13 protein-coding genes are annotated in these 14,277 nt (G+C 68.0%); 7 read left to right on the plus strand and 6 right to left on the minus strand.

Going from position 1 to position 14,277, the window contains the following annotated elements:
- The first annotated feature begins 174 nt into the window (after positions 1-174).
- Genes FHT36_RS12145 through FHT36_RS12160 form a run of 4 tightly spaced genes read left to right on the plus strand, consistent with a single transcriptional unit; the run spans position 175 to position 5,513 of the window.
- The gene (locus FHT36_RS12145; protein WP_169122781.1) at positions 175-2,019 is read left to right on the plus strand and encodes a methylmalonyl-CoA mutase subunit beta; all 1,845 of its coding nucleotides are present in this window, start codon (positions 175-177) and stop codon (positions 2,017-2,019) included.
- A 36-nt stretch (positions 2,020-2,055) separates the two neighbouring features.
- On the plus strand, positions 2,056-2,439 hold the full coding sequence (locus FHT36_RS12150; RefSeq protein WP_169122782.1) for a hypothetical protein: 384 nt from the start codon (positions 2,056-2,058) through the stop codon (positions 2,437-2,439).
- A gap of 15 nt (positions 2,440-2,454) precedes the next feature.
- Complete coding sequence (scpA, locus tag FHT36_RS12155) at positions 2,455-4,611, plus strand: methylmalonyl-CoA mutase (protein ID WP_169122783.1); 2,157 nt, start codon at positions 2,455-2,457, stop codon at positions 4,609-4,611.
- Positions 4,608-5,513 (plus strand): MBL fold metallo-hydrolase, encoded by a 906-nt coding sequence (locus FHT36_RS12160; RefSeq protein ID WP_169122784.1) that lies wholly within the window; start codon positions 4,608-4,610, stop codon positions 5,511-5,513. The genes scpA and FHT36_RS12160 overlap by 4 nt, the downstream gene beginning before the upstream one ends.
- A gap of 30 nt (positions 5,514-5,543) precedes the next feature.
- Here FHT36_RS12160 and FHT36_RS12165 read toward each other — a convergent pair whose 3' ends face one another.
- From FHT36_RS12165 to FHT36_RS12190, 6 genes are all read right to left on the minus strand, one after another.
- Complete coding sequence (locus tag FHT36_RS12165) at positions 5,544-6,116, minus strand: UbiX family flavin prenyltransferase (RefSeq protein WP_169123189.1); 573 nt, start codon at positions 6,114-6,116, stop codon at positions 5,544-5,546.
- Between the two features lie 19 nt (positions 6,117-6,135).
- Positions 6,136-6,954: an ABC transporter ATP-binding protein gene (locus FHT36_RS12170; protein WP_169122785.1), complete on the minus strand. Its 819-nt coding sequence runs from the start codon at positions 6,952-6,954 to the stop codon at positions 6,136-6,138.
- Complete coding sequence (locus FHT36_RS12175) at positions 6,945-7,754, minus strand: ABC transporter permease (RefSeq protein WP_210257728.1); 810 nt, start codon at positions 7,752-7,754, stop codon at positions 6,945-6,947. The genes FHT36_RS12170 and FHT36_RS12175 overlap by 10 nt, the downstream gene beginning before the upstream one ends.
- Positions 7,755-7,762: 8 nt before the next feature.
- Positions 7,763-8,734 carry an ABC transporter substrate-binding protein gene (locus FHT36_RS12180; RefSeq protein WP_169122786.1) on the minus strand — a complete coding sequence of 324 codons (972 nt, stop codon included), beginning with the start codon at positions 8,732-8,734 and terminating at the stop codon, positions 7,763-7,765.
- A 153-nt stretch (positions 8,735-8,887) separates the two neighbouring features.
- Positions 8,888-10,492, minus strand: a complete 1,605-nt coding sequence (locus tag FHT36_RS12185; RefSeq protein WP_169122787.1) for a UbiD family decarboxylase — start codon at positions 10,490-10,492, stop codon at positions 8,888-8,890.
- A gap of 518 nt (positions 10,493-11,010) precedes the next feature.
- On the minus strand, positions 11,011-11,514 hold the full coding sequence (locus tag FHT36_RS12190) for a MarR family winged helix-turn-helix transcriptional regulator (RefSeq protein ID WP_169122788.1): 504 nt from the start codon (positions 11,512-11,514) through the stop codon (positions 11,011-11,013).
- A gap of 346 nt (positions 11,515-11,860) precedes the next feature.
- Between FHT36_RS12190 and FHT36_RS12195 the strand changes: the two genes are divergently transcribed.
- From FHT36_RS12195 to FHT36_RS12205, 3 genes are all read left to right on the plus strand, one after another.
- Positions 11,861-12,631 (plus strand): GntR family transcriptional regulator, encoded by a 771-nt coding sequence (locus FHT36_RS12195; protein WP_169122789.1) that lies wholly within the window; start codon positions 11,861-11,863, stop codon positions 12,629-12,631.
- Positions 12,628-13,374: an ABC transporter ATP-binding protein gene (locus FHT36_RS12200; RefSeq protein WP_169122790.1), complete on the plus strand. Its 747-nt coding sequence runs from the start codon at positions 12,628-12,630 to the stop codon at positions 13,372-13,374. Before FHT36_RS12195 ends, FHT36_RS12200 begins: the two co-directional genes overlap by 4 nt.
- A gap of 89 nt (positions 13,375-13,463) precedes the next feature.
- Positions 13,464-14,255 (plus strand): ABC transporter permease, encoded by a 792-nt coding sequence (locus FHT36_RS12205; protein ID WP_210257729.1) that lies wholly within the window; start codon positions 13,464-13,466, stop codon positions 14,253-14,255.
- Positions 14,256-14,277 lie beyond the last annotated feature (22 nt).

Here is a 14,277-nt window from a genome sequence, read left to right on the forward strand (position 1 = left end):
TGAGGGGGCCTAGGCGTCTCCGCCCCGCATTTCCGTCTAACGTCAAACACCCCCTCACCCCGGCCCTCTCCCGCGCGGGGAGAGGGGGCGCAAACGATGATGACTGCGCTCTCCGAATTGTTTGTCCGGCGACACGCCCCACTGGCGCCTCCCCTTCCCTCCCGAGGTCCTGACATGACCGACGCCACCGCCCTCCCCTTCGCAACCGACATCGCTCCCGTCACCCGCGCGGACTGGCTGAAGCTGGTGGAAGGCGTGCTGAAGGGCGCGCCCTATGACAAGCGGCTGGTGACGCGCACCTATGAGGGTCTGGCGCTCGATGCCCTGCCGGAGCGCAAGGCGGATGCGCCCATCGTGGCCGGCCGGCCGGCCGGCGCGCCCTGGGTCATCTCCATGCGGGTGGACCAGACCGACGCTGCCGAGGCCAATGCGCAGGCGCTGGAAGACCTCGACGGCGGCGCCTCGGGCCTCGCGCTCGTCTTCGCTGCCTCCCCCTCCGCCCACGGCTTCGGCCTGCCAGAGGGCGCGGACCTCGCCGTCGTGCTGAAGGACGTGCTGCTCGACCTCATCGACGTGCGTATCGAGAGCGGCGCCTTCCAGGGCCGCGAGGATGCCCTCGCCTTCGCCGATCTCGTGGAGGCGCGCGGCTTCAAGCCGGAGGGTGTCTCCGTCTCCTTCGGCCTCGACCCCCTGAGCGACTTCGCCGCCCACGGCACCCTGCCCATGGCGTGGCCGCTGCTGGCCAAGCGCTTCGCCGAGACCTCGGCCATCCTCGCCGCCCGCGGCTTTGCGGGCCCCTTCGCCCGCGCCGATGGCGGCATCTATCACGCGGCCGGCGCCTCGGATGCGCAGGAGCTGGCGGCGGTGCTCGCCACCATGGTCGCTTATCTGAAGGCCTATGCCGAAGCCGGCATCGCGCTGGAGGAGGCCGCCGGCCGCATCGAGGCCGCCCTCGTCGCAGACGTGAACCAGACCGCCACCATCGCCAAGTTCCGCGCCATCCGCCTGCTCTGGGCCGCCGTGCTGCGCGAGTGCGGCCTGCCGGAAAAGCCTCTGAAGCTGCACGGCACCACCGCGTGGCGCTCCCTCACCCGCCGCGATCCTTATGTGAACCTGCTGCGCAACACGGTCGCTGCCTTCGCCGCCGGCGTCGGCGGGGCGGACAGCGTCACGGTGCTGCCCTTCACCCAGGCGCTGGGCCTGCCCGATGCCTTCGCCCGCCGCCTCTCCCGCAACACCCAGGTGATGCTGCTGGAGGAGAGCAACGTCCACCGCGTCGCCGACCCCGCCGCCGGTGCCGGCGCCATGGAGGCGCACACGGACGGTCTCGCGGCCAAGGCGTGGGACCTCTTCCGCACCATCGAGAAGCGCGGCGGCATGGCCGACGTGCTGGAGGACCGCTGGTTCAAGGCCGAGATCGCCGAGGTGAAGGCCAAGCGCGACGCCGACGTCGCCACCCGCAAGGCCCCCATCACCGGCACGTCCGAATTCCCCATCCTGGTGCAGGAGGTGCCGGAGGTGCTGGCGCCCCTCTCGCCCACCCCCGCCCCGGTGGCGGACGGCGCGCTCGCCCCCTATCGCATCGCCGAGGCCTTCGAGGCCCTGCGCGATGCCGCCGAGGCCGCGCCCAAGGCGCCGGTGGCCTTCCTCGCGACCCTCGGCCCGGTGGCCGCCTTCACCGCCCGTGCCACCTTCGCCAAGAACTTCTTCGAGGCCGGCGGCATTGCCGCCCCGGTGCCGGACGGCTTCGCCGACCTCGACGCGCTTGTCGCCGCCTTCAAGGCGTCCGGCACGCCCTTCGCCTGCCTCGTCTCCTCCGATGAGGTTTACGGCGCCGAGGGCGCGGCGGCGGCCGAGGCGCTGAAGGCCGCCGGCGCCACCGCCGTCTGGCTCGCCGGCAAGCCCGCAGCCGAGCTTCAGGCGACACTCGCGGGCGTCGGCGTAACCGATTTCATCTTCGCCGGCTGCGATGCGCTGGAGACTCTGGCTCGCGCTCAGGTTGCGGCGGGCATACAATGAGGCCATTGGCATTCATCCCCTTAGGGCAGGGACGCAATGACACTGGCCTTGAATCTCAGATTCGATCTGGCTCGGCTCAGCGACGCCGAGCTAGCAAAGCGCTGCGACGCCATCTGGGCCGACGTGGAAGAGCTGGAACGCGATGGGGGGCCTATCCGCACCTCGCCACGCTGGCGCGGCCCGGTGCGGCACCCGCGCGCCTATCTGTTCTCGGCCATGGTGCGGCAGAGCAGTGCGTCCGAACTCGAAATCCTGCTCTCAGCCTTTGCCGCCAACACATCGCTGGCGGACGTGGTGTCCCGCATGCCGCGCATCCGGCTGCATCTGGCGCTGTGCGAAATGCAGGACATTCTGGACGAAATGAAATCCCGGACCCCGTCGCCGCTCCGGCCCGCGCCGTCGCGACCCGAGTCCATTTGAGCTAGGATGGATGCCATGAGCCGGATCCCCAATTTCGCCGAGATCGACTGGCGCGCCGCCGCCCCCGCCGTCCCCTCCGCCGCCGCGGAGGCCTGGACGACGCCCGAGGGCATTCCGGTGAAGCCGCTCTACGGCCCGGCGGACATCGAGGGCCTCGGCTACATCGATACCTATCCCGGCATCGCGCCCTTCCTGCGCGGGCCCTATGCGCCCATGTATGCCACCCAGCCCTGGACGATCCGCCAGTATGCGGGCTTCTCCACGGCGGAGGATTCCAACGCCTTCTACCGGCGCAACCTCGCCGCCGGCCAGAAGGGCCTCTCGGTGGCCTTCGACCTCGCCACCCATCGCGGCTATGACTCGGACCACCCCCGCGTCGCCGGCGACGTGGGCATGGCGGGCGTCGCCATCGACAGCATCTACGACATGCGTACCCTGTTCTCCGGCATCCCGCTGGACCAGATGAGCGTGTCCATGACCATGAACGGCGCTGTGCTGCCGATCCTGGCGCTCTATGTGGTGGCGGCGGAAGAACAGGGGGTGGCGGCCTCCAAGCTTTCGGGCACCATCCAGAACGACATTCTCAAAGAATTCATGGTGCGGAACACCTATATCTATCCGCCCGCCCCCTCCATGCGCATCATCTCGGACATCTTCGCCTTCACCTCGAAGGAGATGCCGCGCTTCAACTCCATCTCCATTTCCGGCTACCACATGCAGGAAGCCGGGGCGACGCAGGATCTGGAGCTGGCCTATACGCTGGCGGACGGCGTCGAATACGGCCGCGCCGGTGCCGCCGCCGGCCTGCCCATCGACGTGTTCGCGCCGCGCCTGTCCTTCTTCTGGGCCATCGGCATGAACTTCTACATGGAGGTGGCCAAGCTGCGCGCCGCCCGCCTCCTGTGGACGCGCCTGATGACCGACCTCGGGGCCAAGAACCCCAAGTCCCTGCCCCTGCGCACCCACTCCCAGACGTCCGGCTGGTCGCTCACCGCGCAGGACGTGTTCAACAACGTGATGCGCACGGCCATCGAGGCCATGGCGGCCACCCAGGGCCAGACCCAGTCGCTGCACACCAACGCGCTCGACGAGGCGCTGGCGCTGCCGACGGACTTCAGCGCCCGCATCGCCCGTAACACCCAGATCCTGCTCCAGCAGGAGAGCGGCACCACCCGGCAGATCGATTTGTGGGGCGGCTCCTATTTCGTGGAGAAGCTCACCGCCGATCTCGCCGCCAAGGCGTGGGCGCACATCCAGGAAGTCGAGGCGCTGGGCGGCATGGCCAAGGCCATCGAGGCCGGCATCCCCAAGCTGCGCATCGAGGAGGCGGCCGCCACCACCCAGGCCCGCATCGACGGCGGCGCCCAGACCGTGGTGGGCGTCAACAAGTTCAAGCCGCAGAAGGACCGTCTCATCGACGTCCTCAAGGTGGAGAACGCCACGGTCCGCGCCGCGCAGATCGAGAAGCTGAACCGCCTCAAGGCCGAGCGGAACCCCGCCGAGGTGGCCGCGAAGCTGGAAGCGCTGACCAACGGCGCCGCCGGCAACGGCAACCTGCTGGCGCTGGCCATCGAGGCGGCGCGGGCCAAGGCCACCGTGGGCGAGATTTCCGACGCGCTGGAGAAGGTGTTCGGCCGTCACCGCGCCGAAATCCGCGCCATCTCCGGCGTCTACAAGCGCGAGGCTTCCGCCATGACGGACAAGGTGGGCAAGGTGCAGAAGCTGGTGGAGGCCTTCGAGCACGCCGAAGGCCGCCGCCCGCGCATTCTCGTCGCCAAGGTGGGCCAGGACGGCCACGACCGCGGCCAGAAGGTCATCGCCTCCGCCTTCGCCGATCTCGGCTTCGACGTGGACATCGGCCCCCTCTTCGCCACCCCCGAGGAAGCCGCCCGGCAGGCGGTGGAGAACGACGTGCACGTCGTCGGCATCTCGTCCCTGGCCGCCGGCCATCTCACCCTCGTTCCGGCCCTGAAGGCGGCGCTGGAGGCGGAAGGGCGCGGCGACATCATGGTGGTGGTGGGCGGCGTGGTGCCCCCGCAGGACTATGAGGCGCTGAAGGCCTTCGGCGCCGAAGCCATATTCCCGCCCGGCACCGTCATCGCCGACGCCGCCAAGGAACTGCTCGGCACCCTCTCCCACCGGCTGGGGCACAATCTCGAAGCGGCGGAGTGAACGGAGACGCGAGCGGGGCTGAGGCCATCGCGCCCGGCTCCACCCTGCGCGTGCTGGAGCCGGCACCGGGCGTGCTCGCCTTCTATGACGGGCGCATTCCCGGCGTGCGGCTGCACGGGCCGCAGGAGAACTGGCTGGACGACGGCGCCTTCGCCCTCGGCATCGCCTCCTATGCGGTGATCGATGGCGACGACGCCCTCCTCTACGACACCCTCATCACCCTCGCCCACGCCCGCTTCATCCGCCGCACGCTGGTGGAGAAGGGCGCCCGGCGCATCCGCGTGGTGCTGAGCCACTGGCATGACGACCATGTGGCCGGCAACGCAGCCTTCGCCGATTGCGAGATCATCGCCAATCGCGAGACCGACGCCTTGCTCCGCGCCAATTGCGCCCGGCTGGAGGCGGCGGACCCGCCCATCAATCCTCTCGTCCTGCCCAACCTTCTGTTCGAGGACCGCCTGTCGCTGACGGTCGGCGCCCTGCCCGTCGATCTGGTCCATGTGGACATCCACAGCCGCGACGGCACCGTCGCGCTGCTGCCCGGCGGCATCCTTCTGGCCGGCGACACGCTGGAAGACCCCATCACCTATGTGGACGAGCCAGACCGCCTCGCCGCTCATCTTGTCGGGCTGGAGCGTCTGGCGGCACTGGGCGCCACCCGCATCCTGCCCTGCCACGGCGCCCCGGACGTGATCGCCGCCGGCGGCTACGGGCCTGCGCTCATCGACGCGACGCGGCTCTATGTGGAGAAGCTGCTGCGGGTGAAGGCCGAGCCGGCGCTGGCGGGGCTCGACCTGCGCGCGTTCGCGGCGCAGGCCTTCGCGACGGGGGCGATCGCGTATTTCGAGCCCTATGAGGCGGTGCACCGGAGGAATGTGGAGGCGGTGGCGACGCTGGGGTGAGCCATCGGCAGGCTCTGCCCTCCCCCCCCCTTAATCCACGCCCTTCCCATTCCACCGCTTGGTCGTCGGCAGATCGAGGCCGAACAGATCGAGGGCGCGGGCGACGGTCTGGTCCACGATCTCCAGGATGGAGGTCGGCCGGTGGTAGAAGGCCGGCACCGGCGGCATGAGGATGGCGCCGTTGCGGGTGGCCTGCGCCATCAGCTCCACATGGCCGGCATGGAGCGGGGTTTCCCGCAGCAGCAGCACCACGCGGCGCCGCTCCTTCAGGCACACGTCGGCGGCCCGCACCACCAGCTCGTCATTGTAGCAATGGGCGATGCCGCTCAGCGTCTTGATGGAGCAGGGCGCGACCAGCATGCCCTCCGTCACGAACGATCCCGACGACACGGACGCCCCAATATCCTTCGGATTGTGGACGTGGTGGGCGAGCGCGCGCACCGCGTCCGGCGTGAAGTCGGTCTCGGCGATGACGGTGCGCGCTCCGGAGGCGGAGAGGACGAGATGGGTCTCGACCCCGCCCCGCTCCCGCAGAAGCTGGAGCGCGCGGATGCCGTAAATGGCGCCCGATGCGCCGGTGATGGCGACCACGAGACGTTTCATGGCTTCCTGTTTCATGGCCTCAATCCGGCAGCGCCAGATCCGACCAGATCGCTTCGGTCAGTTCCGTGAAGGCCGGGTCGCTGCGCATGGCGCGCATGTGCCGGGGGCGCGGCAGGTGGACCTTGTATTCGGCAAGGATGCGGGCCGGGCGGGCGCTGAACACCACCACGCGATCGGCCAGCGCCACCGCCTCCTCGATGTCGTGGGTGACGAAGATGATGGAGCGGCGCTCCGCTTCCCACACCCTCAGCAGTTCGAGGCCCATGGCGATCTTGGTCTGGTAGTCGAGCGCGCCGAAGGGCTCGTCCATCAGCATCAAAGAGGGGCGATAGGCGAGCAGGCGCCCCAGCGACACGCGCTGGCGCATGCCGCCCGAAAGCTGCTTCGGCCACGCATTCTCGAAGCCTTCGAGCCGCAGCAGCTTGATGAGCCGCGCCACCTGCGCCGCCTGTTCGCCAGCGGGCGTACCGCCCAGCTCGGCGCCGACGCGGATGTTCTCGGCCACCGTCCGCCAGGGCAGCAGCGCGTCCTTCTGGAACATGAAGCCGACCTTGGGCGGCGGCGCGGCCACCGCCTTGCCGTCCACCAGCACCTGGCCGCCGGACGGCTTCAGCAGGCCGCAGATGGCGCGCAGGATGGTGGATTTGCCCGAGCCCGACGGCCCCACCACGGCGACGAACTCGCCCTCCGCCACATCGAGCGAGATGCCGGAGACCACCTCCAGCGGCGGCATGTCCGGCCGGGGGAAGGAGATGGAGAGATCTTTCAGCGCGGCACGGGGCCTCGGCGTTTCGGCGGTCAGCGCCAAATTGGTCAGCGCCAGGTCGGTCAGCGCCATGTGATCATCCTCCGCTCGACGAAGCCGACAAGCTGATTGGCCAGCATGGCCAGCACCATCAGCACGATGAGGCCGGTGAAGACGCCGGTGGTGTCGAGCTGGCCGCCGCGGCTTTCCACGTACCAGCCGAGACCGCGATTGGCGCCGATCAGCTCGCCCACCACCGCGCCGATGAGGGCGAGGCCGATGCCGATGCGGAACGAGGCGAGGATCCACGGCGTCACCGCCGGCAGCAGCACCCGGCGCACCAGATAGAGGCGCCCGGCGCGCATGGACCGCATGAGGTCCAGATGGTCGGGATCGATGGTGCGGATGCCCTCCATGACGTTCATCAGGAAGATGAACACCACCATGGTGAAGGCCATCATGATCTTCGAGAACAGGCCGATGCCGAACCACAGGATGAACAAGGGCGCCAGCGCCACGCGCGGCAGGCCGTAGAGCCCCATGATGACGGGATCGAGGGTGCGGGCGACCTCCGGCGCGCGGGCCAGCACGATGCCGAGCGGAATGCCGACCAGCGCCGCGAGGACGAGCCCGGCCCCCGCCTCCTGCAGCGTGGTGCTGGTGTGCAGCCACAATTCGCCGCTGAGGGCGAGCTCCCACAGCCGCGCCGCGATCAGGCTCGGCCGGCTGCTCCAGAACGGGTTGAACAGGGTGTGGGAGGCAAGCTCCCACAGGCCGAGCAGGACGGCGATGAGGCCGATCTGCCGCAGCCCCGTCGTGCCGATCCCGAAGGAGAAGCTCCGCCGTCCCGGCCGGGCGAAGGCCGGCCCGCGCGTGGTGATGCTGTCGCTCATGCGGCGCCTCATTTGGGCAGATAGGAGAGGGCCACGATGTCGGCGTAGGGCACCGGCTTCAGCTTCGGCTCGGCGATCGTCATCATGGACATGAGGAAGTTGAAGCTCTCGGGCGACATGACGCCATCCTTGGAGAGATAGCCGGAGGCCAGGTCATCGGCGAGCTGGGCGACCATGGCGTCGTCCTTCATCTCGGGAAACAGGGCCTTGATGGCCGGGTAGAGCACCGTCTTGTCCTGCTGGATGAGGCGCAGCGCCTTCACCACGGCCCGCGCCACCTTGCGCGCGTCTTCCGGGTACGCCTTCAGCCACGTATCGGTGGCGATGAGGTCCTGCGCCGGATAGGGCAGCTTGCGGAAATCCTCGATGATCCGGTAGGCGCCCTTCTCGGCCATGACGATCTGGATATCCGGCGTCGAGAACATGCCGCCGGCGATGGCGCCGGCCTGAAGCGCGGCTTTCTGCGCGCCCGCGCGGCCCACCGAGAGCAGGACGAAGTCCTTGTCCGGGTCGAAGCCCGCCTTGCGGATGGCATAGCGCACGGTGGTGTCGGTGAGGCTGCCGGCCGTGGTGATGCCGATCTTCTCGCCCTTGAGGTCGGCGATGCTCCTGGCGGTGGAATCCGCCTTGCCGATCAGCGCGTAGCTGTGCTGCTCGGCCAGCGCCACCAGCACCTTTCCGCCGAGGCCGCGATCCTGCAGATGGACCGCATGGTCGGCGGCGCAGATGCACAGATCGATGCTGCCGGAGGCGAGCGCCTGCGCCACCGGCCCGCCGCCCTTGAAGTCCAGCCGCTCGTATTTGAGGCCCTCGGCGGCGAAGAAGCCCTTCTGATCCGCGACGAGGATGGGCAGGCCGCCGGCCGAGAGCTGGGCGACGCCGATCTTGAGCAGGTCCTCGGCCTTGGCGGCCACGGACGACAGGCCGGCCAGCGGCAGAAGCGCCGCGGCGAAAAGAAGAGACTGGAACCTGCGACGCATGTGTTCACCCTCTTGAAGAGTGGAAGAATGCTTCACCAACCTCAGGCGCTCTCGCCGATTCTGTTTTCCGGGCGATGTGTTCTTCTTTGTTACGTCTTCAGGACTGGCCGACTTGAATTGCCTATGGATTGGCCATGGCGGCCCGCGGGCGCCTCAGGCACCCGGCGGCTTGGCGGCGAACGGCGAGCCGCGCAGGCACATGGCGCCCTTCGGGTCCTGCCACAGGCGTTCGGTGGCGTGCAGATGGCCGAGCGCGCGGGCGATCACGGCGAAGTTGTAGTCGCTGAACGCTTCCGCGATATCCGTGTAATAGCGCGGCGCCTCGCCGATCATCTGCGCGATCTTCTCGGCCAGCGCCGCGACATCTTCCTCGCTCGCCGGGGCGCCGGGCTGGTCGGCCTTGCCGGATACGTAGTCACCGATCTTTGCCGTGTCGGCATAGGCATAGGCGATGCGCTCGTAGCGCTCCTTCGGAATGCCCTCGGAGATGGTGGCATCGATGCCCACCTTCGCGGTGGTGGGCACCACGCCGGGCGGCGTCGGCGGCAGGCTCGGATCGAGCGGCTTTCCGCGCGCGCCGGTGACGATCATGATGTCCTTGTCACCCTGCACGCGCGTGGCGATGGCCCATTCCACGTCCATGGGATTGAAGACGTCGATGTCGTCGTCCACCACCACCACGTGCTTGAGGTCCATCACCGAGAGGGCGGCGAGCAGGGCGTTCTTGCCCTCCCCCGGCTGCTTCTTGATGGAGATCACGGCATGCCAGAAGGCGCAGCCGCCGAGGGTGACGTTGATGTCCTTCACCTGCACGCCGGCGGTCTTCAGCGCCTGCCGGATGGCTGCGTAGCGGGTGGGGGCGGCGAGCCAGGTGTTCTCCCACGGCATGTGGAGCGCGTAATAGACGGCATCCTTGCGCATGGAGACGGACTTGATGCGCACGATGGGGTTCCAGTGCAGCCCGCCCATGAGGCGGGTGAACTCGCCGAAGCGGCCTTCCGGATAGATCCAGCCGTGGGGCAGGATCTCCGCCTCCAGCACGATCTCGGCGTCGGCGATGTAGGGCACGTCGATGGTGCGGCAGGGCGCAAGGTCCACCGGGCCGCCGCGCAGGCCGCCGGAGATGGCCATCTCATCCACGCCGAGGGGCGCGCGGAAGCCCGAGCCCATGATCTCGTAGGGGTGGGTGCCGATGGAGATGGAGATGGGACACGGCCGGCCCGCCTCATACGCCCGCTGCGCGAACAGGCGCATGTTGTTGGGCGTGACGATATCGATGCCGGTGAGGTTCTTTTCCTTGACGATGAAGCGGTAGATGCCCGCGTTGAGCCCGAACTCCGGATCGCGCGCGATCACCACGCCGGCGGTGATCATCGGGCCGCCGTCATAGATGGAACTCATGGGGATGGGCAGTTTGTAGAGGTCGACCGCGTCGCCCTCCATCACCACTTCCTGCGTGGGAGAGGTGTTGACGATGTTGGGGTTGACCGGCCGGTCGATGGCCGCCCTCAGCTTCATCTCGATTTCGGGATAGGCGGTGCAGCCGAGCGACATGATGGCCCGCTTCTGCGAGCGGATGATGCCGGAGACGACGGGCACGTCGTAGCCGATGACGTTGTGGAAGTACAAAGCCTTGTCGGACTGGTCCACGAGCGTCGCGATGTGGCGGATGTCGATCGGCTGATGGAGGTCGATCAACTCGCCCTGATCGCGAAGCCGGCCCAGAAACTCGCGAAACGTCTCGGTATCGTGCCGCATCTGTCACGCTCCACACGCGCCACGTGCCGTGGACGCGCCATAAGAAAGGCCCGGCCTGCCGCCGAGCCCCCGATCACTTCGACGGCGCCGCGCAGGCTCCAAGCCCGCAGCGAAACGACCCGCGCGTGATGGTCAGGTTTTGACTGAGGAAATCTGGACGCCTTGCAGTTGTCGCATCGGTCATGAGACGGAAAACCTTGCAAACGCGCACCAATTGCGGGCGCGCATCTTGACCGATGCTTTGGGACCGGTCAGGCGCTGCGGGATCAACACTCAATAGGCTGCCGTGGCACGGATGACCGCGCCGCGAGGCTCAGGCACCAAAGGATGCCCCGTCGTGCCGAAGGCACCCGCTTTGGAGTACCCGTCGACCCGAGCGATGTCGGTTTTCACATTGGTGAAACGCGGTCTCCGCCCGCCATGCGGGGTCGGCCGGAGACCAGCGACCACGGAAGACATAATACATAGCTTGATATGTAAGTCTATATAATCGTCATGCCTGAATATTGGGCAGACGATCACCCGCGCCGCTTGATATCCGCCTCAAGCCGCTCCGTGAGATCGATCAGCATGTCCCGCAGGGCCATCTGCGCCGCCAAATCCAGCCCCTCCAGCGCCGCGCTGTTCACCTCGGCGGCGTTGCGGACGGCATCGCGGGCGAGGCGGGCGCCCTCCTCGGTGAGATGGATGGTAGCGAGCCGGCCGTCTTCCGCGCTCTGGCGGCGGGTGATCAGCCCGTCGCGCTCCATGCGCTTCAGGGTATTGGCCATGGTGGCCTGCTCGATGCGCACCACCTCGCACAGATCGCGCTGGCTCATGCCGTCCTGGGCGAGCAGTTCCACGGCGATGGGATACTGGCCGGGGAGGATTCCATCCGGCCCGTTTCGCACCTTCAGGGATTGGGCGAGCAGCCGCGCCAGCAGGCTGATGAGATAGCCGAGCGTCATCCGGTGCTGCGGGGCGACCTCGAAGCCCTCCGGCGCCTGCGTCTCCTGCGCCTGATGCTTGCCTTTGGCCGCCATCCTCACCCCTCCGCTCGATTGCAGACCCATCCGGGCGGGCGTCGAGCACCGCGCACCATCTTCCGCAGCCCCTGCGGGCCGCGTCCCCCTTTCGGTTTTAGAGGGAGAGGCGCCGGATTTCCAAGGCCCCGCTCTCCCGCCCCCTCCGGAGTCGCACGCCGGCACCGCGACTGGACCATTCTTGGGCAGTGCCTTGTGAGCCTCCCACCAAAACCGCCCGCTTTTGCGACAGCCACGTATTACCCAATTGATTTGCATCGATAAATTTTTTCATAGCGTGCTATCTATTTAGCCTTCTCCCCACCGGGTGCCTTCTGTAGGCTTCTCACCAGTCAGCCGAGAGGTGATGAGCGTGACCGAGGAGCGCGACAGCGACCGGGGGTCGGAAGCGGGGCATGTCCTCGAAATTCCGAGCGCGACCCTGAAGGGCCGGCAGGCCTACGACCTGCTCCGGCGCGAGATCGTCTCCTGCCGCATCCTGCCCGGCACGCGCTTCACCGAGGCCGAGCTGATGGAACGGCTGGAGATCGGCAAGGCCAGCTGCCGCATCGCCCTCCAGCGGCTCATCCAGGACGGCTTCGTCGCCTCCATGCCGCGCCACGGCTACCGCGTGACGCCCATCACCGTGAAGGATGTGGAAGAGGTCTTCGCGCTCCGCCTCGTGCTAGAGCCGCTGGCCGCGCGCGGCGCCGCCGGGCGGGTCAACCGGGCCCATCTGGAGCGCCTCGAACAGGCCTGCCGGGTGAAGCTGCCCACCGACGTGGGCAACCAGATCGACTTCTTCCTCGAAGCCAACCGCAGCTTCCACATGGCCATCGCCGAGGCCGCCGGAAACCAGCGCCTGTGCCGCTCGCTCTCCGGCCTCCTCGACGAGATGACGCGCCTCGTGGCGCTCGGTTTTGGCGTGCAGGGCGTGCGGCCCAACATCGCCAACGATCACGTGCTGCTCATCGAATATCTGTCGGCCGGCGACGCGGCGGCCGCCGCCGAGGTGGCGCGGCGGCATGTGGAGACGTTCCGCGAGATGACCATGGAGAAGGTCATCGCCTCGCTCCGGGATTCCGCCGCGGTGGTGCCGGTTTCCCCGCTCTCCAGCCTGAGCGGGAGGGAGCGGTGAGCGTCGTTCAGCTGGAAAGCGTCGGCAAGAGCTTCATGCGCCGCGATGGCGAGCAGCTCGAAGTGCTGCGCAACATCGATCTCGACGTGCCGGAGCGCTCCATCGTCGCCCTCGTCGGCGCCTCGGGCTGCGGCAAGAGCACCCTGCTCAACATCGTCGCCGGCCTCATCCCGCCGGATCAGGGCACGGTCTATCTGAATGGCCAGAAATCCAGCGCCTTCAAGGACTGGCGCAGCATGACCTACATGTTCCAGGAGGACCGGCTGTTCCCCTGGCGCACCACCGCGCAGAACATCGCCCTCGGCCTCGAGGCCGCCGGCATGCCGCGCGCGGAACGGCGCGATCGGGTGATGCAGGTGCTGGAGCTGGTAGGGCTCGAAAAGTTCGCCGACTCCTTCCCCCACGAGCTCTCCGGCGGCATGCGCTCGCGCGCCGCGCTGGGGCGCAGCCTCGTCACCGAGCCCTCGATCCTGCTCATGGACGAGCCCTTCTCCAAGCTCGATCCCTCCATCCGCACGCAGATGCACGACGAGGTGCTGCGCATCGCCGCCCTCCGGCAGATGTCGGTGCTGTTCGTCACCCACGACGTGGAGGAGGCGGTGGTCCTCGCCAACAAGATCGTGGTGCTGATGCCGCGGCCCGGTCGGGTGAAGGAAACCCGCGAGATCGATCTGCCCTACCCCCGCAATCCGCTCTCGCCCGAGGTCGCCGAGGAGGTGCGCCTGCTGCGCCTCAGCCTGTGAGCTTAAAGCCCCAGCAGGCCCAAAGCCCCACGCCCCAAGGCCCTGCCCCATTCCGCCGCGTCCGTCCTCCTTCTCAGAAGCCGAGCCAGATGAAGCGCTCTCCCCTCCAGATGACCCAGGACCGCCGGCTGCGCCTCATCGGCCTCAGGCTGCTGCTCCTCATCGTCGTGATCGGCATCTGGGGGATCGGCTCTCTCGGGGCGCCGGCCTTCATCCTGCCGAGCCCGCGCCGGGTGTTCGGGGTGTGGACGCAGCTCGTCATCACGCCAGGCTTCTGGGCCGATTTCGGCATCACCTTCTACCGCATCGCCATGGGGTTCATCTTCGCCACCGTGGTGGGCGTGGTGCTCGGCCTCCTGCTCGGGGCGAGCCGCACGCTGGGCGACTTCTTCCAGCCCTTGCTGGTGGTCATCAACACGGTGTCCTCGTCCATCTGGGCGATCTTCGCGCTCATCTGGTTCGGCCTGTCCAACTGGTCGACCATCTTCGTGGTGTTCATGACCGCGATGCCGCTCATCCTCACCAATGTCTGGCAGGGCACGAGCACGGTGAACCGCGATTTCATCGAGCTGGCGCAGACATTCCGCATGTCGCGGCTGCAGGTTCTTCTGAAGATCTACCTGCCCACCATCCTGCCCCAGTTCTTCGCCGGCGCGCGCCTCGCCTTCGGCTTCGGAGCCCGCGTCTCCATCGTGGCGGAAGCGCTCGGCGCGTCGAGCGGCATCGGCTATCGGCTGCGGCAGGCGGCAGACCTCGTGCAGACGGACCAGGTGTTCGCCTGGACCCTCACCCTCGTCATCCTGATGATCTTCATCGAGGCGGTGCTGCTGAAGCCCCTCGAGACCCATCTCTTCGCCTGGCGCAAGCCGCGCCCGGCCTGACATCCATAAAGACAAGAAACAT

This window comes from Xanthobacter sp. SG618, from assembly GCF_012932745.1.
GTDB lineage: Bacteria > Pseudomonadota > Alphaproteobacteria > Rhizobiales > Xanthobacteraceae > Xanthobacter > Xanthobacter flavus.